The following is a 17,809-nucleotide window of genomic DNA, read 5'->3' on the forward strand; positions in this document are numbered from 1 at the left end:
CGACGTTCGAGGCAATAAAAACAGGCGACTCCAACTATCCCCAGGCGGTCCACAAGGGTTTGTGGATAAGCTGTTGATGAATTTCGATGTTGGAACCCTGCAACGCGCAGCAAACCAGCATTGGCGCGGCTTCCGGAGGGGTGCTTTTGGCTACAATGAAGGCCCAACAAGCAGTTGCCATACGTTTTGTTGGAAGGCGCGTCACTCTTTCGACGTGCCTTTTTTTTGACTTCGACACGCCGCTTCGCGGCTTCACATCGCTGCGCGATGGGAGTCTGCGTCGCAACGGCTGCGCCGTTGTGTCTACCGCGTGAGCTTCGAGTCACGGCTTCATGGACCACATCCGCAACTTTTCCATCATTGCCCACATCGACCACGGCAAGAGCACGCTGGCGGATCGGCTGATCCACCGCTGCGGCGGCCTGTCCGACCGCGAGATGGAGGCGCAGGTGCTCGACTCGATGGACATCGAGCGCGAGCGCGGCATCACGATCAAGGCGCAGACCGCGGCGCTGGAATACAAGGCGCGCGACGGCAAGACCTACAACCTCAACCTGATCGACACCCCGGGGCACGTCGACTTCAGCTACGAGGTCAGCCGCTCGCTGTCGGCCTGCGAGGGCGCGCTGCTGGTCGTCGACGCCAGCCAGGGCGTCGAGGCGCAGACGGTGGCCAACTGCTACACCGCGATCGAGCTCGGCGTCGAGGTGGTGCCGGTGCTCAACAAGATGGACCTGCCGCAGGCCGACCCCGAGCGCGCCAAGGAGGAGATCGAGGACGTGATCGGCATCGACGCCGACGACGCGATCCCGTGCAGCGCCAAGACCGGCGAGGGCATCGACGAGATCCTCGAAGCCGTGATCGCGCGCATGCCGGCGCCGCGCGGTAAGCCCGACGGCGCGCTGCGGGCGATGATCATCGACTCCTGGTTCGACAACTACGTCGGCGTCGTGATGCTGGTGCGGGTGGTCGACGGCTCGCTGTCCCGCGGCGAGCGCATTCGCCTGATGGCCAGCGACGCGGTCTACGGCTGCGAGCAGCTCGGCGTGTTCACGCCCAAGTCGGTCGCGCGCGAGTCGCTGCGGGCCGGCGAGGTCGGCTTCGTGATCGCCGGCATCAAGGAGCTGCAGGCCGCGCGCGTGGGCGACACCATCACGCTGGAGAAGAAGCTGCCCAACAACAACGGCGTGGCCAGCGAGCCGCTGCCGGGTTTCAAGGAGATCAAGCCGCAGGTGTTCGCCGGCCTGTACCCGACCGAGGCGAGCGAATACGACCAACTGCGCGACGCGCTGGAGAAGCTCAAGCTCAACGACTCCTCGCTGCAGTACGAGCCCGAGGTCAGCCAGGCGCTGGGCTTCGGCTTCCGCTGCGGCTTCCTCGGCCTGCTGCACATGGAGATCGTGCAGGAGCGCCTGGAGCGCGAGTTCGACCAGGACCTGATCACCACCGCCCCTTCGGTGGTCTACGAGGTCGAGCTGAACGACGGCACGGTGCTGCAGGTCGAGAACCCCTCGAAGATGCCCGACCAGGGCCGCATCCGCGAGATCCGCGAGCCGATCGTCACGGTGCACCTGTACATGCCGCAGGACTACGTCGGCCCGGTGATGACGCTGGCCAACCTCAAGCGCGGCAACCAGATCAACATGGCCTACCACGGCCGCCAGGTGATGCTCACCTACGAGATGCCGCTGGCCGAGATCGTGCTCGACTTCTTCGACAAGCTGAAGTCGGTGTCGCGCGGCTACGCGTCGATGGACTACGAGTTCAAGGAGTACCGCGCGGCCGACGTCGTCAAGGTCGACATCCTGCTCAACGGCGACAAGGTCGACGCGCTGTCGATCATCGTGCACCGCAGCCAGAGCGTGTACCGCAGCCGCGCGGTGGTGAGCAAGATGCGCGAGCTGATCTCGCGCCAGATGTACGACGTGGCGGTGCAGGCGGCCATCGGCGCCAATATCATCGCGCGTGAGACAATCAAGGCGCTGCGCAAGAACGTGCTCGCCAAGTGCTACGGCGGCGACATCACGCGCAAGCGCAAGCTGCTCGAAAAACAGAAGGCCGGCAAGAAACGCATGAAGCAGATCGGCTCCGTCGAGGTGCCGCAGGAGGCGTTCCTGGCCATCCTCCAGGTGGACGACTGAATGGGAACCCTCACCGGTGCGCTGTACGGACTGCTGCTCGTCTACCTCGGCGGCTGGTACGTCGGCAAGTGGACGGGCAACTTCTCGCTGCTGCTGTTCATCCTGAGCGTCGTCACGCTGGCCTACTGGCTGGCCGAGCGCTTCCACTTCGCGCCGCGGCGCGCCGCCGCGGCCCGCGCGCTCGAGGCGCAGGACGCGCAGCGCCGCGCGCAACTGGCCGCGCAGGGCATCGCCAAGGTCGACACCGACATCGCCCCGGCGCGCGAGAAGCTGCTGATGCAGCCGTGGTGGCTCGACTGGACGGCCGGGCTGTTCCCGGTGATCCTGGCGGTGTTCCTGCTGCGCTCGTTCCTGTTCGAGCCCTTCAAGATCCCCTCGGGCTCGATGATCCCGACGCTGCTGGTCGGCGACCTGATCCTGGTGAACAAGTACCACTACGGCATCCGCCTGCCGGTGATCAACAAGAAGATCATCGCCAACCACGACCCGCAGCGCGGCGACGTGATGGTGTTCCGCTTCCCGCGCGACCCCAGCGTCGACTACATCAAGCGCGTGGTCGGCGTGCCGGGCGACGAGGTCAGCTTCCGCGGCCAGCGCCTGTACCTCAACGGCGAGGCCGTGCCGCTGGAGCCGCTGCCGCCGCCGGGCTTCTACGACGAGACCACGCTGCGCTACTCGCCGGAGTTCAAGGAGAAGCTCGGCAAGGTCGAGCATCGCATCCTGGTCGACCCGAACGCGCAGCGCCTGTTCGGCGCCGACGGCGCCTACGTCTTCCCGTTCCGCGAGAACTGCCGCTACAGTGCGCAGGAAGTGACCTGCAAGGTGCCCGAAGGGCACTATTTCATGATGGGCGACAACCGCGACAATTCGGAGGACTCTCGCTTCTGGGGCTTCGTCCCGGACGAGAACATCGTCGGCAAAGCCTTCTTCGTGTGGATGAACTTCGGCAACCCGAAGCGCATCGGCTCGTTCCAGTGACGTTCACGTTGGGAGCATGAACGCATGACCTGCAAGCCCGCATCGAGCCGCCGCCAGCGCGGCGTCACCCTGTTCGGCCTGATGTTCTGGGCCATCCTGATCGGCATCACGGCGCTGGTGGTGATGCGCGTGCTGCCGACCGTCAACGAGTACTTCACCATCCAGCGCGCGGTCGACAAGATCGCCCGCGAGGGCGGCACGACGGTGCCGGAGATCCGCGCCGCGTTCGAGAAGCAGAAGCAGATCGAGTACTCGATCACCTCGATCGACGGCAAGGACCTGCAGGTCACCAAGGAGAACGAGCAGGTCGTGGTGGCGTTCGCCTACGACAAGGAGATCGAGCTGGTCGCGCCGGTCTACCTGCTCATCAAGTACGAGGGGCGCTCGAAGAAGTAGCGCGCGGGGGCAAGCCCGGGCCCGGCCCGAGGACAATTCACCCGATGGATCCACGACTAGCCGAACTCCAGGCCCGCATCGGCCACCGCTTCCGCGAGGCGGACCTGCTCGAGCGGGCGCTGACGCACCGCAGCTTCGGCGCCGACCACAACGAGCGCCTCGAATTCCTCGGCGACGCCGTGCTGAGCCTGGCCGTCTCCAGCCTGCTGTTCGAGCGCTTCGGCGGCTCCGACGAGGGCGACCTGACGCGCGTGCGCGCGCATCTCGTGCGCGAGGACAGCCTGCACCGCGCGGCTTTGCAACTCGGCCTGCCCGATGTGCTGCGCTTGTCCGAAGGCGAGGCGCGCGGCGGCGGCGCGCAGCGCGCCTCCATCCTCGCCGACGCGCTGGAGGCGGTGATCGGCGCGGTCTTCCTCGACGCCGGCTTCGACGCCGCGCAGGCGCTGGTGCGGCGCCTGTTCGGCGAGGTGATCGCCGGCTCGGAGATCGGCGGCTGGGCCAAGGACGCCAAGACCGAATTGCAGGAGTGGCTGCAGGCGCGCCGCCTGCCGGTGCCGGGCTACCGCATCCTGGCCACGCGCGGCCAGGCGCATGCGCAGACCTTCGACGTCGAATGCGCGGTGCCGGCGCTGGGCCTGACACAAAGCGGCGAGGGCCGCTCGCGCCGCCAGGCCGAGCAGGAGGCGGCGCGCAGGATGCTCGACGTGCTGAAAGCCAGCGACCGCCCCGGCGGCCCCCTTCGGTCATGACCCCCCCCCGGAGCGCCTCCGGCGCTCCCCCCCAGGGGGGCGCCGCCAGCGAACCGGCGGAGCCGGATCCGCGGCGACCGCTCGATCCTTCCATCCAACGCTGCGGGCTCGTCGCCATCGTCGGCCGGCCCAATGTCGGCAAGTCGACGCTGCTCAATGCGCTGGTCGGGCAGAAGATCAGCATCACCTCGGCCAAGGCGCAGACCACGCGGCACCGCATCACCGGCATCCGCACGGTGGGCGACACGCAGTACGTGTTCGTCGACACGCCCGGCTTCCAGACGCGCCACGGCGCGGCACTGAACCGCACGCTGAACCGCACCGTGCAGGGCGTGCTGGCGGATGTGGACGTGGTGCTGTTCGTCGTCGAGGCCGGCCGCTTCGGGCTGGACGACGCCAAGGTGCTGTCGCTGATCCAGGGCGAGGGGCTGCGCGACAAGCCGGTGTTCCTGGTCGCCAACAAGCTCGACGCGGTGCAGCGCCGCACCGAGCTGCTGCCCTGGCTCAAGGGCATGCAGGACCGCCACGCCTTCGCCGAGTACGTGCCGCTGTCGGCCAAGAAGGCGGCCGAGGTGGAGCGGCTGCTGGCCATCGTCCGCCCCTACCTGCCCGAGCAGGGCTGGTTCTACGAGGAAGACGCGCTGACCGACCGCAGCGAACGCTTCCTCGCCAGCGAGATCATCCGCGAGAAGCTGTTCCGCCTGACCGGCGACGAGCTGCCCTACACCTCCACCGTGGTCATCGACAAGTTCGAGGAAGAGGGCAACCTGCGCCGCATCGCCGCCTCCATCGTCGTCGAGCGCGACGCGCACAAGGGCATGATCATCGGCAGCGGCGGCGAGCGCCTGAAGCGCATCGGCTCGGAGGCGCGCCAGGAGCTCGAGCAGTTGATGGAGGCGAAGGTCTTCCTCGAACTGTTCGTCAAGGTGCGCTCGGGCTGGGCCGCCGACGAGCAGCACCTGCGCAGCTACGGCTACGAGTGATGGCCACGGCGCGCGGCGCGGCGCCGCTGGCGGCCTACGTGCTGCACCGCTGGGACTGGAGCGAATCCAGCCTGATCCTCGACCTGTTCACGCGCGCCCAGGGCCGCGCCACCGTGGCCGCCAAGGGCGCGAAGAAGCCGCACTCGAACCTGCGCGCGGTGCTGTTGCCGTTCCAGCGCGTCAACGTCACGCTCGGCCGCCTGCCCGAAGGCGAGGGCGCGAGCGACATCCAGACACTGCGCCAGGCCGAGTGGGCCGGCGGCGCGGCGATGCTCACCGGCGAGGCGCTGTTCAGCGGCTTCTACCTCAACGAACTGCTGATGAAGCTGCTGGCGCGTCACGACCCGCACCCGGCGCTGTTCGACGCCTACGCGCAGACGCTGCCCGCGCTGGCCGCGGCCGACGAGGCGCGCGCGCAGGCGGCGCTGCGCGCCTTCGAGCTGACGCTGCTGCGCGAGATCGGCCTGCTGCCGGACCTCGCGGCGGCGACGCTGACGCTGCAGCCGCTGCGGCCCGAGGCGCTCTACGCGCTGCGCCCCGAGGCCGGCGTGATCGAGGCGGCCGGCGACGAGGCCGGGCTGCCCGGCGCGGTGCTGGCGGCCCTGCAGGCGGCGCTCGATCGTGCCGGGCTCGACGCGCTGCAACAGACCTGCGCGCTCGCGCTGCCGCCGCTCAAGGCGCAGTTGCGCGCGCTGCTTCACTATCATCTCGGCTCCACCCCGCTGCGCACCCGCCAGGTGATGCACGACCTCCGCACGCTCTGATGAACCCGCTCGTCACCACCGGCCTCGATGCCCAGCGCGGCGCGACGGCGCTGTCGGTCAACCTCAACAAGGTCGCGCTGCTGCGCAACACGCGCGCGCTCGGCATCCCGAGCGTGACGCGCGCCGCGACGCTGGCGCTGGAAGCCGGCTGCCAGGGCATCACCGTGCACCCGCGCCCCGACCAGCGCCACATCCGCCCGCACGACGTGGTCGAGCTGGCCGAGCTGCTGAAGGCCTGGCCGCAGGCGGAATACAACATCGAGGGCAACCCCTTCCACAACCTGATGGACTGCGTGCGCGACCTGGTGCGGCGTGGCCTGCCGGTGCATCAGGTGACCTTCGTGCCCGACAGCGTGGACCAGCCGACCTCCGACCACGGCTGGCGCTTCCCCGACGACCACGCGCGCCTCGCGCCGCTGGTGGCCGAATGCCGGGCGATGGGGCTGCGCGTGAGCCTGTTCATGGACCCGGAAGGCTCGCAGATGCGCGGCGCGCGCGAAGCGGGGGCGGATCGCGTCGAGCTGTACACCGAGACCTACGCGCGCGCCCACGGCACGCCGCGGCAGGCCGAAGTGCTGGCCGGCTTCACCGCGGCGGCGCGGGCCGCGCTCGCCGAGGGCCTGGGCCTGAACGCCGGCCACGACCTGAACCGCGACAACCTCGCCGACTTCCTGCGCGCCGTGCCCGGCGTGCAGGAGATGTCGATCGGCCATGCGCTGATCGCCGACGCGCTGGAACTCGGCATGGTCGAGACGGTGCGCGACTACCTGCGCTGCATCCACCGCGCGTACGAATGAGCGTCCCGAGATCGAGGCGGGCCGAGCGCCGGGCCGCTCCCAAGCCGGCCGGCATTCCCTCGGGGGATCGGCCGGCGTACTCGACGGCCGAGGGGTCGTCATGATCTACGGCGTCGGCACCGACATCTGCGACATCCGCCGCCTGCGCGACGCCTATGCGCGGCGCGGCGAGCGCTTCGCGCTGAAGGTGCTGGGGCCGCACGAGATCGAGGTGTTCCGCGCCCGGCTCGCCAAGGTCGAGTCGCGCGGCATCGCCTACCTCGCGACGCGCTTCTCGGCCAAGGAGGCGTTCTCCAAGGCCATCGGCCTGGGCATGCGCACGCCGATGACCTGGCGCGACTGCGAGATCGTCAAGGCCGCCAGCGGCAAGCCCGAGATCCGCCTGCACGGCGCGCTGGCCGAGTGGTTCGCGCAGCGCGGCCTGCGCGCGCAGGTCAGCGTCAGCGACGAAACCGACTACGCGGCGAGCTTCGTCGTCGTCGAAACCCTGGACAACCGATGAGTCCCATGCGCCATTCGCCCGTCATCCTCGACATCGCCGGCACCACGCTGAACGCCGACGACCGCCGCCGCCTCGCGCACCCGCTGGTGGGCGGCATGATCCTGTTCGCGCGCAACTGGGCGAGCCGCCGCGCGCTGGTCGAGCTGAACGCCGAGATCAAGGCGATCCGCCCCGACCTGCTGGTCTGCGTCGACCACGAGGGCGGCCGCGTGCAGCGCTTCCGCAGCGACGGCTTCACGCACCTGCCGGCGATGCGCGTGCTCGGCGAGCTGTGGATGCGCGACGCGCTGGCCGCCACCGATGCCGCCACCGCCGCCGGCCACGTGCTCGGCGCCGAGCTGCGCGCCTGCGGCGTCGACCTCAGCTTCACGCCGGTGCTCGACCTCGACCACGGTGAAAGCGGCGTGATCGGCGACCGCGCCTTCCACCGCGACGCGCGCGTCGCGACGCTCCTGGCCAAGAGCCTGATGCACGGCCTGCTGCTGGCCGGCATGGCCAACTGCGGCAAGCACTTCCCGGGCCACGGCTTCGTGAAGGCCGACAGCCACACCGAGGTGCCCGTCGATCGCCGCGGCCTCAAGGCCATCCTCGCCGACGATGCGAAGCCCTACGAATGGCTCTCGACGAGCCTCGCCAGCGTGATGCCGGCGCACGTGATCTATCCCAAGGTCGATGCGCACCCGGCCGGCTTCTCGCCGCGCTGGCTGAAGGAGATCCTGCGCCAGCAGCTCGGCTTCACCGGCGCGATCTTCAGCGACGACCTGAGCATGGAAGGTGCACGCCGCCTCGGCGGCGTGGAACTGAGCTACGCCGAGGCGGCGGCCGTGGCGCTGTCGGCCGGCTGCGACCTGGTGCTGCTGTGCAACCAGTCGGTGGACGGCGGGCGCGCCGTCGACGAACTGCTCGACGGCATGCAGCGCGGCCTGGACCAAGGTCGCTGGCAGCTCGACCCCGACAGCGAGGCGCGGCGCCTGCGGCTGCTGCCGCAGAGCCGCCCGCTGTCGTGGGACGAGCTGATGCACGACGCGGCGTACCAGCGCTCGCTGGAACGCCTGCCCTGACGGCGGATCAGCGCGCCGCGTCGAACGGCAGCGTGATCTGCGACAGGTCCTTGCGCGTCTCGACCAGCACCAGCGGGCCTTCGTCGATCACCACCGGCGCCGGGCGCTCGCGCGGCACGTGCACCGGCTTGGGCTCGCGCGCCATCGCCTCCTGCACGGCGCGGATCTTCTCGGCGTCGGAGTTCACCCACTGCAAACCGGCGGCCTCGGCGATCGAGGCGAGCTGATCGGTCGGTAGCACGAAGGCCTGGACGCGGGGGGCGGCTGCCACGATGGGTGCCGGCGCCGGCTGCGCCGCGACGGCGGGTGCGATAGCGACGGGTTCGACGGGGGCGGCGGCAACTTCTTCGACCACGGCTTCGGCCACGGTCGTCGCGGGAGTCACGGCTTCGGCAACCGCTTCCGGCGCGACGGGCGTCGGCTGCTCGGCCTCGACCGCGCCGTCTTCACGGCGCTCGCGGCGCGGCCGGTCGCCGCGGCCACGGCGGCGGCGGCCGCCTTCTCGTTCTTCGCCTTCGGCGGGCGGCGCGGTGTCGACGGGCGCGGTGTCGGCCACGGCCTCGCTGGCGACGGCTTCGCTGTCCGCCGCCGCATCGGCGGCCTCGGCATCGCCGTTCAGTTCGTTGATGGCCTCGCCGTTGCGCGCCTCGTCGCGGTCGCGTCCACCACGGCCACGGCGGCGACGGCGGCCGCCGCGTTCGCCCTGGGCCTGCTCACCGTCGGCCGGCGCGTCGCCGGTCGGCACGGTGTCGACGAAGGCCTGCGGCGGCACGGCGGCGCTGTCCGGCGCCACCGCTTCCGGCGCCGGACGGCGCTCGCTGCGTTCACCACGTTCGCCGCGCCCACCGCGGCGGCCTTCGCCGCGCGGCTCGCTGCCGGCCTGTTGTTCGCCTTCGGGGCGCTCGGCGCGCGGCTGCTGCTCGCCACGGCGGCCACGGCCGTCGCGGCCCTCGCGTTGTTCGCGGCCTTCACGGCCTTCACGGCCTTCGCGGGCGCTGCGGCCTTCGCCGCGCTGTTCTCCGCCACGCTCGCCACGTTCGCCGCGCCGGCCATCGCGCCCGCCCTTGCCGCCGCGCTCACCACGCTCGCCCCGGCCTTCCTTGCGCGGCTCGCCGGCCGTCGCTGCCTTGGCCGGCGCTGCCGGTGCGGTTGCCGGCGCGGCGGTTTCGCCAGCGCCGAAGATCTTCTTCACCCACGCGAAGAAGCCGCCACCCGCCACGGGCGCGGCCACCGCCACCGGCGCGGGCGCCGGCACCGCAGCGGCCGGCACCGGCGCCGGCTTGGGCTCGGGCTGCGGCGCCGGCGCGTCGGGCAGGATGCCCTTGATCACCGGCTCCTGCTTGGCCTTGGCCTTCTCGCGCCGCGTGATGCCGACTTCCTCTTCCACGTCGTCGATCATCGTGTAGCTGGCCTGCAGGTTCTCCAGGCGCGGATCGTCGTGGCGCAGGCGCTCGAGGCGGTAGTTCGGCGTCTCGAGGTTCTTGTTCGGCACCAGCAGCACGGTGACGCGCTGCTTCAGCTCGATCTTGGTGATCTCGGTGCGCTTCTCGTTGAGCAGGAAGGAGGTCACCTCCACCGGCACCTGCACGTGCACGGCGGCGGTGTTCTCCTTCATCGACTCCTCCTGCACCATGCGCAGGATCTGCAGCGCCGAGCTTTCGGTGTCGCGGATGTGGCCGGTGCCGTTGCAGCGCGGGCAGGTGATGTGGCTGCCTTCGCTGAGCGCCGGGCGCAGGCGCTGGCGCGAAAGCTCCAGCAGGCCGAACTTGGAGATCGAGCTGAACTGCACACGCGCGCGGTCCTGGCGCAGCGCGTCGCGCAGCCGGGTCTCGACCTCGCGGCGGTTCTTGCTCTCCTCCATGTCGATGAAGTCGACGACGATCAGGCCGCCCAGGTCGCGCAGCCGCATCTGGCGCGCGATCTCGTCGGCGGCTTCGAGGTTGGTGCGCGTGGCGGTCTCCTCGATGTCGCCGCCGCGCGTGGCGCGCGCCGAGTTCACGTCGACGCTGACCAGCGCCTCGGTGTGGTCGATCACGATCGCGCCGCCCGAGGGCAGGTTGACGGTGCGGCTGAAGGCCGTCTCGATCTGGTGCTCGATCTGGAAGCGGCTGAACAGCGGCGCGTCGTCGCGGTAGCGCTTGACCTTGTGAGCCGTCTCCGGCATCACGTGGTTCATGAACTGCTGCGCCTGCTCGTAGATGTCGTCGGTGTCGATCAGGATCTCGCCGATGTCCGCGGTGAAGTAGTCGCGGATCGCGCGGATCACCAGGCTCGACTCCTGGTAGATCAGGAAGGCGCCCTTGCCGGCCTTGGAGGCGCCGTCGATGGCGTCCCACAGCTTGAGCATGTAGTTCAGGTCCCACTGCAGCTCGGCGGCCGAGCGGCCGATGCCGGCGGTGCGGGCGATCAGGCTCATGCCCTTGGGGTAGTCGAGCGACTCGAGGTTCTCCTTCAGCTCCTCGCGGTCCTCGCCCTCGATGCGCCGGCTCACGCCGCCGCCGCGCGGGTTGTTGGGCATCAGCACGAGGTAGCGGCCGGCCAGCGAGATGAAGGTGGTCAGCGCCGCGCCCTTGTTGCCGCGCTCTTCCTTCTCGACCTGCACCAGCAGTTCCTGGCCGTTGGCGATCACGTCCTGGATCTTCGCGTCGCGCACCGAGACGCCCTGCTTGAAGAACTCCTTGGCGATTTCCTTGAAGGGCAGGAAGCCGTGGCGGTCTTCGCCGTAGTCGACGAAGCAGGCCTCCAGCGAGGGCTCGACGCGCGTGACGACGGCCTTGTAGATGTTGCCCTTGCGCTGCTCGCGCCCCTCGATCTCGGTTTCGAAGTCGAGCAGCTTCTGGCCGTCGACGATCGCCAGGCGGCGCTCTTCCTGCTGCGTCGCGTTGATCAGCATGCGTTTCATGTGCACTCCTCCTGCGCCGCGTTCATGCGCGGCGCGCATTCACCAGCCGCCGCCCGCCGAAGGCGGGAAGCGGCGCTTCGATGCACGAGAAAACGCGAGGGAACCGGGAAGGAATCGCCCTGGACTGCGCTGCGCGCCGATCAGCGGATCGGCGGCGAAAGCAGCGTTGGCGCGTGCGTGGCAGTGGGGAACAACGGGATCATCCGACTGGATTCACTGGACGCGGGCCAGGAGCGCAGCCGCCTCGGCGGGGCCGGGCGTTTGTCTCCTGTGCACAAAACCTTGGGTTGGGTTCGTTCTTCGTTTGCTCTGCCGCGCCGCCCCTGCCGCCGCGCCGTCGCTTCGGGACGGCACCTGCGGTGGCCAGCGGTGCGTTGCATCACCGGATGAGCCGCTCTCCTGAGCGGCCCGCCACGCCGGCTTGCAAGGCTAAACTCCGAAGAATCAAGCACTTAGAGCACAGCGTGGACCGGCCGATTATAGGTGGGAAATCTCCGGCGGCCGCGCCACCGGGCAAGCCCGCGGCCGTGCTGCGGGTCACGGTCGACGAGGGTGCCGAGGGCCAGCGGCTCGACAACTTCCTGATCCGCCTGCTCAAGGGCGTGCCCAAGACGCATGTCTACCGCGTGATCCGCTCGGGCGAGGTGCGCGTCAACAAGGGCCGCGCGGCGGCCGACACGCGGCTGGCCCTAGGCGACGAGGTGCGCGTGCCGCCGGTGCGCGTGGCCGAACGCGGCGCCGAGAGCACGCCCGTGCCGGCGCGCGAGTTCCCGCCGGTCTACGAAGACGAGCATCTGCTCGCCGTCGACAAGCCCGCCGGCGTGGCGGTGCACGGCGGCAGCGGCGTGAGCTTCGGCGTGATCGAGCAGTTGCGCCGCGCCCGGCCGCAGGCGAAGTTCCTCGAACTGGTGCACCGGCTCGACAAGGAGACCTCGGGGCTGCTCTTGATCGCCAAGAAGCGTTCGGCGCTGACGGCCTTGCAGGACCAGTTGCGCGAACGCGAGACGGGCAAGACCTACGCCGCGCTCGTCGTCGGCGCGTGGCCGGCGAGCCGCAAGGTCATCGACGTGCCGCTGCACAAGTTCCTCACCGATGAGGGCGAGCGCCGCGTGCGCGCCGTCGAGCCGGGGCACGAACAGGCCAAGCGCTCGATCACGCTGGTCAAGGTGGCCAGGCGCTACGCCGAGTTCACGCTGCTGGACGTGACCATCAAGACCGGCCGCACGCACCAGATCCGTGTGCACCTGGCGCACGAGGGCCACCCCATCGCCGGCGACGCCAAGTACGGCGACTTCGCGCTGAACAGGCAGCTCGCGCGCGGCGCGTCGAAATTCGAGCGCATGTTCCTGCACGCGCGGCGGCTGCGCTTCCGGCACCCCGCCAGCGGCGAGATCCTCGAGCTGGAAGCGCCCTTGCCGGCAGAATGCGAGGCCTTCCTCGCCACGCTCGTGACATGACCCGACCGCGCCAATTCGACCTCATCGCCTTCGACTGGGACGGCACGCTGTTCGACTCCACCGCGCTGATCACGCGCTGCATCCAGTCGGCCTGCGCCGACGTGGGCGTGCCGGTGCCCAGCGAGCGCGACGCCAGCTACGTGATCGGCATGGGCCTGGTGGAAGCCTTGACGCACGCCGCGCCCGACCTGCCGCGCGAGCGCTACAAGGAGCTGGCCGAGCGCTACCGCCACCACTACTTCGCGCGGCAGCACGAGATCGTGATGTTCGAGGGCACGCTGGCCATGCTGCACGACCTGAAGGCGCGCCACCACTGGCTGGGCGTGGCCACCGGCAAGTCGCGCCGCGGGCTCGACGAGGCGCTGCGCACGGTCGAGCTGCACGGCGTGTTCGACGCCACGCGCACCGCCGACGAAACCGCCTCCAAGCCGAACCCGCGCATGCTGCTCGAGCTGATGCGCGAGTTCGGCGTCGCGCCCGAGCGCACGCTGATGATCGGCGACACCACGCACGACCTGCAGCTCGCCGCCAACGCCGGCGCGGCGGCCGTCGGCGTGAGCTACGGCGCGCATGCGCACGAGGCCTTCGAGGACTTCGACACGCGCTTCGTCGCGCATTCGACGCGCGAGCTGCACGACTGGCTGCTGCGCCATGCCTGACGCGCAGCGGCTGTGCGCCTCGGCCGAGCTGGCCGAGCGCGGCGCGGCGGTTCTGTTCGACGTGCGCCAATGGGGCCAGCCGGCGCGCGCCTTCGCGCTGCGCATCGACGGCCGCGTCGTCGCCTACCTGAACCGCTGCGTGCACGTGCCCACCGAGATGGACTGGCAGCCCGGCCAGTTCCTCGACAGCGAACGCCGCTTCATCCTCTGCTCCATCCACGGCGCCGCCTACGAGCCGGCCAGCGGCCGCTGCGCGGCCGGGCCCTGCGGACGCGGCAGCCTGGTGGCGATCGAGGTCGAGGAACGCGGCGGCGAGGTGTATTGGTATCCTTCCCGCGACACCCAACCCGCCGCCCAACCCGCTGAACCGGCCCAACCGGGCCCGCCCGACCGATGAACCCATCCGACGAACCCCGCTCCTCCGGCGCGCGCGTGGAGCCCGCTTTCGGGCAGGCCGCCGGCGCGCCCGCCGCCGCCGCGCCCGCCTGGGGCGCCAACCTCGAGCAGCTCGCGCAGGACATGCTGCGCGAGCGCCGCGCCGAGCGCCGCTGGCGCATCTTCTTCCGCCTGCTGTGGCTGCTGCTGGCGCTGGTGGTGATCACCGTGCTGCTGTCCTCGCCGGTGCGCAACGCTACCAAGAGCGCGCCGCACACCGCGCTGATCGAGGTGCGTGGCGAGATCGCCGCCGATACCGAGGCGAGCGCCGAGAACCTGGTGGCCGCGCTGAAGTCGGCCTTCGACGACCAGGGCGCGCAGGCGGTGGTGCTGCGCATCAACTCGCCGGGCGGCAGCCCGGTGCAGGCCGGCATCGTCAACGACGAGATCCAGCGCCTGAAGAAGCTGCACGACAAGCCGGTCTACGCGGTGGTCGAGGAGATGTGCGCCTCGGGCGCCTACTACATCGCGGTGGCGGCCGACGAGATCTACGTCGACAAGGCGAGCCTGGTGGGCAGCATTGGCGTGCTGATGGACGGCTTCGGCTTCACCGGCACGATGGAAAAGCTCGGCGTCGAGCGCCGCCTGCTGACCGCCGGCGAGAACAAGGGCATGCTCGATCCGTTCTCGCCGCAGAACGAGCAGCACAAGGCCTACGCCAAGGCGATGATCGACCAGATCCACCGGCAGTTCATCGCGGTGGTCAAGCAGGGCCGCGGCGAGCGGCTGAAGGAAACGACCGACACCTTCTCCGGCCTGTTCTGGAACGGCGAGGAGGCGATCAAGCTGGGTCTGGCCGACAAGACCGGCAACCTCGACTTCGTGGCGCGCGAGGTCGTCAAGGCCGAGGAGATCGTCGACTACACGCCGCGCGAGAACGTCGCCGAACGCCTGGCCAAGCGCTTCGGCGCCGGCGTGGGCGCCGGCGCGGTCAAGGCGATGCGGGAGTTCGCGCCGCAGATGCGCTGAAGGCGGAATTCCCCGGCAGCCCGTTCGCCCTGAGCCTGTCGAAGGGCGTCGCGCCGCACCTCGCCCGGGTGTCGTCTCCGCAGCTCACGGCGCCTTGGGCTGGAAGCCCGCCACGCCCATCTGCCAGAGGAAGAAGGCGTAGATGTCGGCGCGCTCCTGCATCTGCTGGGCGCGAGTGTTGCCGATGCCGTGGCCGGCGTCGTAGTCCAGGCGCAGCAGGATGGGCCGGCCGCTGGTGCTCGCGGCGGCCAGCCGCGCGGCCGCCTTGGTGCTGTGCCACACCTCGACGCGCGGGTCGTTGACGCCGTGCGTCAGCATCACCGCCGGGTACTTGGTGCCGTCGGCGATCTGGTGGTAGCTGCTCATCGCCAGCAGCGCGCGGAAGCCCGCTTCGTTGGTGCGCGTGCCGAACTCGGGGATGTTGGGCACGCCGTTGGGCGTGACCTCGGCGCGCACCGCGTCGAGCACGCCGACCGCCGGAACCACGGCGGCGAACAGGTCGGGCCGCTCGGTCATCGCGCGGCCGACCAGGATGCCGCCGGCGCTGCCGCCGAGGATGCCCAGCCTGTCGGGCGAGGTCCACTTCCGTTCGATCAGCCACTGCGCGCAGGCGATGAAGTCCTTCCAGGTGTTGGGCTTGTTCGCCTGCCAGCCGGCCTTGTACCAGTCGTGCCCGTACACCGAGCTGCCGCGCGGGTTGGCCACCGCGAACACGCCGCCGGCGTCGAGCCAGGCGAGCCGGGCCGGGCTGAAGAACGGCTCCTCGGTGATGCCGTAGCTGGCGTAGCCGTACAGTAGGGTCGGGTTGCGGCCGTCGAGCGCGACGCCCTTGCGATGGATGATGGACAGAGGCACCTGCGCGCCGTCGTGGCTGGCCACCTTGACCTCGGTGGCCACCACGTCGTCGGGCGCGTCGTAGGGGCCTTGCGGCTGCAGGCCGGAGTTGCGCACCGAGCCGTCGGCGCCCACCAGGTAGATCTGGCGCGCGCGGGTCCAGCTCTGCAGGTCGAGCACCAGGCCTGGCAGGCGCGGGTCGGCGGCGCTGCCCAGGCCCTCGTCGTCGTTGAGGCGGAACGAGCCTTGCACCGGCAGCTTCACCTCGGCCAGCTCGGCGGCCGGCGCGTAGGCGCGCTTGTAGAGGCGCTTGACGTTGCCGTCGCGGCGCTCGACGTACAGCGCGTCGACCGCCGCCGCGATGCCGGTGACCACCTGCTCGCCCGGCGGCACGAGCAGCTCGGCCGCGGCCATGCCGCCGGCGCCCAGCGGCACGCGCAGCACCTTGGAGCGCGGCGCTTCGTGGTGCGAGACCAGGTACACGGCGTCGCGCTGGTAGGCGACGCCGGTGACTTCGGCGGCGGCGTCGAAGAGCCGCGTCCAGCGCGGCGTCTTGCCGGCCAGCACCGGCGCCGCGGGCGCGGTGTAGAGCGTCAGCTCGCGCTGCGTGCCGTTGAAGACGAGGCCGAGCAGCCAGCGGCCGTCGTGCGTGAACACCGCGATCGGCACTTCCACCGGCGTGATGTCCACGCCGGGCAGGCCGCGGCCGAACACCATGCGCGCCTTCTCGGGGTCGCCGCCGACGCGCATCAGCCAGGTCTTGGCGTGTTGGTACTTCTCGGTGGCCGGCATGCCGGGCTTCATCGCCTGCAGGCGCGAGTACATCAGCCAGCGGCCGTCGGGCGAGAAGTTCGGGCTGCCGTAGTCGGCGCGTGTCACCGGCTTGCCCACCGGCTTGCCGCTGCGTGTGTCCAGCACGTGCAGCACCGCTGCCTCCGAGCCCTGCGCCGACAGGCCGTAGGCCACGTGCGCACCGCCCGGCGCCGCGGCGTAGTAGTTGATCGCGTGCGGCTTGCCGGTCTTCTTCTCGATCGCCTCGGGGTCGACCAGCACGCGCTCGCGCCCGGCCGGGCCGTCGCGCATCAGCAGCTTGAACTGGTTCTCGCCCGCGCCGCGGCGCTCGAAGAACCAGCGGTCGCCGCTCTCGCGCGCGACGCCGAAGACGCGCGCGGGCACCGAGCCGTCGAGCTTCTCCAGCTCGGCGAGCAGCTTCGCGCGGCCGGGAATCGCGGCCAGCGCCGCGTGACTGCGCTCGCTGGACGCCTTCATCCACGCCGCGGCCTCGGGCGACTTGATGTCCTCCAGCCAGCGGTAGGGGTCGTGCACCGTGGTGCCGAAGAAGGTCTCGGCCACGTCGCGCGCCGGCGGCGCGACGGTGGGCGAGGCGATCTGCGTCACGGCCTGCGTCGGGGCCTGCGCCTGCGCGCCGGCCAGCGCGGCCAGCAGCAGCGCGGCGATGAAATGGCGGTGCGTCTTCATGTTCTCAGCATTCCCCGGGTTTCGATGAAGTCGATGACCTGCTGCAGCCCGGCCTTCGTCTTCAGGTTGGTCATCACGTAGGGCCGCGCGCCGCGATGATCGGGGCGCATGCGCTGCGTGTCGGCTTCCATCACGGCGAGGTCGGCGCCGACGTGGGGCGCGAGGTCGGTCTTGTTGATGACGAACAGGTCGCTCTTGGTGATGCCGGGCCCGCCCTTGCGCGGGATCTTCTCGCCGGCGGCCACGTCGATCACGTAGATCGTCAGGTCGGAGAGTTCCGGGCTGAAGGTCGCGGCGAGGTTGTCGCCGCCCGACTCGATGAAGACGACGTCGGCGTTCGGGAACTTCTCCAGCATGCGGTCCACCGCCTCGAGGTTGATCGAGGCGTCCTCGCGGATCGCGGTGTGCGGGCAGCCGCCGGTCTCGACGCCGACGATGCGCTCGGGTTCGAGCGCGCCGGCCACCGTCAGCAGGCGCTGGTCTTCACGGGTGTAGATGTCGTTGGTGACGACCACCAGGTCCCAGCGCTCGCGCATCGCCTTGCACAGCATCTCGACCAGCGTCGTCTTGCCCGAGCCGACCGGCCCGCCGACGCCGACACGCAGCGGCGGGAGTTTCCTGGTGCGGCCGGGGATGGAGTGCAGGGTGCTCATGGCGCCGATCATAGGCGCCATGCCGGGCGGCGTCAGGCCGCTTCAGGTGC

The 17,809-nt window shown here is 70.4% G+C and carries 16 protein-coding genes; 13 read left to right on the plus strand and 3 right to left on the minus strand.

Translation table 11 applies throughout. The annotated features are described in order from the left end of the window. Positions 1-332 precede the first annotated feature (332 nt). The 9 genes from lepA (at position 333) to nagZ (ending at position 8,371) form a co-directional block, all read left to right on the plus strand. Positions 333-2,141, plus strand: a complete 1,809-nt coding sequence (gene lepA, locus QM792_RS07135; RefSeq protein ID WP_415148768.1) for a translation elongation factor 4 — start codon at positions 333-335, stop codon at positions 2,139-2,141. After that, entirely contained in the window at positions 2,142-3,119 is a 978-nt protein-coding gene (lepB, locus tag QM792_RS07140; protein ID WP_415148770.1) for a signal peptidase I, read from the plus strand. Between the two features lie 24 nt (positions 3,120-3,143). Further along, positions 3,144-3,515, plus strand: a complete 372-nt coding sequence (locus QM792_RS07145) for a DUF4845 domain-containing protein (protein ID WP_415148771.1) — start codon at positions 3,144-3,146, stop codon at positions 3,513-3,515. 44 nt (positions 3,516-3,559) lie between these two features. After that, on the plus strand, positions 3,560-4,264 hold the full coding sequence (gene rnc, locus QM792_RS07150) for a ribonuclease III (protein WP_415148773.1): 705 nt from the start codon (positions 3,560-3,562) through the stop codon (positions 4,262-4,264). Beyond that, positions 4,261-5,247: a GTPase Era gene (gene era, locus QM792_RS07155; protein WP_415148774.1), complete on the plus strand. Its 987-nt coding sequence runs from the start codon at positions 4,261-4,263 to the stop codon at positions 5,245-5,247. The genes rnc and era overlap by 4 nt, the downstream gene beginning before the upstream one ends. Next, complete coding sequence (gene recO, locus QM792_RS07160) at positions 5,247-6,011, plus strand: DNA repair protein RecO (protein ID WP_415148776.1); 765 nt, start codon at positions 5,247-5,249, stop codon at positions 6,009-6,011. The genes era and recO overlap by 1 nt, the downstream gene beginning before the upstream one ends. Then, a complete protein-coding gene (locus QM792_RS07165) occupies positions 6,011-6,808 on the plus strand; it encodes a pyridoxine 5'-phosphate synthase (protein WP_415148778.1) in 798 nt (265 codons plus the stop codon). Before recO ends, QM792_RS07165 begins: the two co-directional genes overlap by 1 nt. 100 nt (positions 6,809-6,908) lie before the next feature. After that, the gene (acpS, locus tag QM792_RS07170) at positions 6,909-7,310 is read left to right on the plus strand and encodes a holo-ACP synthase (RefSeq protein ID WP_415148779.1); all 402 of its coding nucleotides are present in this window, start codon (positions 6,909-6,911) and stop codon (positions 7,308-7,310) included. A gap of 5 nt (positions 7,311-7,315) precedes the next feature. Continuing rightward, the gene (gene nagZ, locus QM792_RS07175; RefSeq protein WP_415151597.1) at positions 7,316-8,371 is read left to right on the plus strand and encodes a beta-N-acetylhexosaminidase; all 1,056 of its coding nucleotides are present in this window, start codon (positions 7,316-7,318) and stop codon (positions 8,369-8,371) included. Between the two features lie 7 nt (positions 8,372-8,378). Here the strand turns inward: nagZ and QM792_RS07180 are convergent, their stop codons facing one another. After that, positions 8,379-11,273 carry an Rne/Rng family ribonuclease gene (locus QM792_RS07180; RefSeq protein WP_415148781.1) on the minus strand — a complete coding sequence of 965 codons (2,895 nt, stop codon included), beginning with the start codon at positions 11,271-11,273 and terminating at the stop codon, positions 8,379-8,381. 527 nt (positions 11,274-11,800) lie between these two features. Between QM792_RS07180 and QM792_RS07185 the strand changes: the two genes are divergently transcribed. The 4 genes from QM792_RS07185 to QM792_RS07200 are packed head-to-tail and all read left to right on the plus strand — an operon-like array spanning position 11,801 to position 14,793. After that, positions 11,801-12,730: an RluA family pseudouridine synthase gene (locus QM792_RS07185; protein ID WP_415148782.1), complete on the plus strand. Its 930-nt coding sequence runs from the start codon at positions 11,801-11,803 to the stop codon at positions 12,728-12,730. Continuing rightward, positions 12,727-13,389: an HAD-IA family hydrolase gene (locus QM792_RS07190; RefSeq protein ID WP_415148784.1), complete on the plus strand. Its 663-nt coding sequence runs from the start codon at positions 12,727-12,729 to the stop codon at positions 13,387-13,389. Before QM792_RS07185 ends, QM792_RS07190 begins: the two co-directional genes overlap by 4 nt. Then, positions 13,382-13,786, plus strand: coding sequence for a Rieske (2Fe-2S) protein (locus tag QM792_RS07195; protein WP_415148785.1), 405 nt, complete (start codon positions 13,382-13,384; stop codon positions 13,784-13,786). The genes QM792_RS07190 and QM792_RS07195 overlap by 8 nt, the downstream gene beginning before the upstream one ends. After that, positions 13,783-14,793, plus strand: a complete 1,011-nt coding sequence (locus tag QM792_RS07200) for a S49 family peptidase (protein ID WP_415148787.1) — start codon at positions 13,783-13,785, stop codon at positions 14,791-14,793. Before QM792_RS07195 ends, QM792_RS07200 begins: the two co-directional genes overlap by 4 nt. Before the next feature lie 84 nt (positions 14,794-14,877). Here the strand turns inward: QM792_RS07200 and QM792_RS07205 are convergent, their stop codons facing one another. Continuing rightward, complete coding sequence (locus tag QM792_RS07205) at positions 14,878-17,106, minus strand: prolyl oligopeptidase family serine peptidase (RefSeq protein ID WP_415148788.1); 2,229 nt, start codon at positions 17,104-17,106, stop codon at positions 14,878-14,880. After that, on the minus strand, positions 17,103-17,759 hold the full coding sequence (gene ureG, locus QM792_RS07210) for an urease accessory protein UreG (RefSeq protein ID WP_415148790.1): 657 nt from the start codon (positions 17,757-17,759) through the stop codon (positions 17,103-17,105). The genes QM792_RS07205 and ureG overlap by 4 nt, the downstream gene beginning before the upstream one ends. Positions 17,760-17,809: the final 50 nt, after the last annotated feature.

Origin of the sequence: Piscinibacter sp., from assembly GCF_047600445.1 — a bacterium.
In the GTDB taxonomy this organism is placed as follows: domain Bacteria; phylum Pseudomonadota; class Gammaproteobacteria; order Burkholderiales; family Burkholderiaceae_C; genus Piscinibacter.

Coding starts and splice junctions, on each gene's coding strand:
- lepA (WP_415148768.1), top strand. CDS start 333: ATGGACCACATCCGCAACTTTTCCATCATTGCCCACATCGACCACGGC.
- lepB (WP_415148770.1), top strand. CDS start 2,142: ATGGGAACCCTCACCGGTGCGCTGTACGGACTGCTGCTCGTCTACCTC.
- QM792_RS07145 (WP_415148771.1), top strand. CDS start 3,144: ATGACCTGCAAGCCCGCATCGAGCCGCCGCCAGCGCGGCGTCACCCTG.
- rnc (WP_415148773.1), top strand. CDS start 3,560: ATGGATCCACGACTAGCCGAACTCCAGGCCCGCATCGGCCACCGCTTC.
- era (WP_415148774.1), top strand. CDS start 4,261: ATGACCCCCCCCCGGAGCGCCTCCGGCGCTCCCCCCCAGGGGGGCGCC.
- recO (WP_415148776.1), top strand. CDS start 5,247: ATGGCCACGGCGCGCGGCGCGGCGCCGCTGGCGGCCTACGTGCTGCAC.
- QM792_RS07165 (WP_415148778.1), top strand. CDS start 6,011: ATGAACCCGCTCGTCACCACCGGCCTCGATGCCCAGCGCGGCGCGACG.
- acpS (WP_415148779.1), top strand. CDS start 6,909: ATGATCTACGGCGTCGGCACCGACATCTGCGACATCCGCCGCCTGCGC.
- nagZ (WP_415151597.1), top strand. CDS start 7,316: ATGCGCCATTCGCCCGTCATCCTCGACATCGCCGGCACCACGCTGAAC.
- QM792_RS07180 (WP_415148781.1), bottom strand. CDS start 11,273: ATGAAACGCATGCTGATCAACGCGACGCAGCAGGAAGAGCGCCGCCTG.
- QM792_RS07190 (WP_415148784.1), top strand. CDS start 12,727: ATGACCCGACCGCGCCAATTCGACCTCATCGCCTTCGACTGGGACGGC.
- QM792_RS07195 (WP_415148785.1), top strand. CDS start 13,382: ATGCCTGACGCGCAGCGGCTGTGCGCCTCGGCCGAGCTGGCCGAGCGC.
- QM792_RS07200 (WP_415148787.1), top strand. CDS start 13,783: ATGAACCCATCCGACGAACCCCGCTCCTCCGGCGCGCGCGTGGAGCCC.
- QM792_RS07205 (WP_415148788.1), bottom strand. CDS start 17,106: ATGAAGACGCACCGCCATTTCATCGCCGCGCTGCTGCTGGCCGCGCTG.
- ureG (WP_415148790.1), bottom strand. CDS start 17,759: ATGAGCACCCTGCACTCCATCCCCGGCCGCACCAGGAAACTCCCGCCG.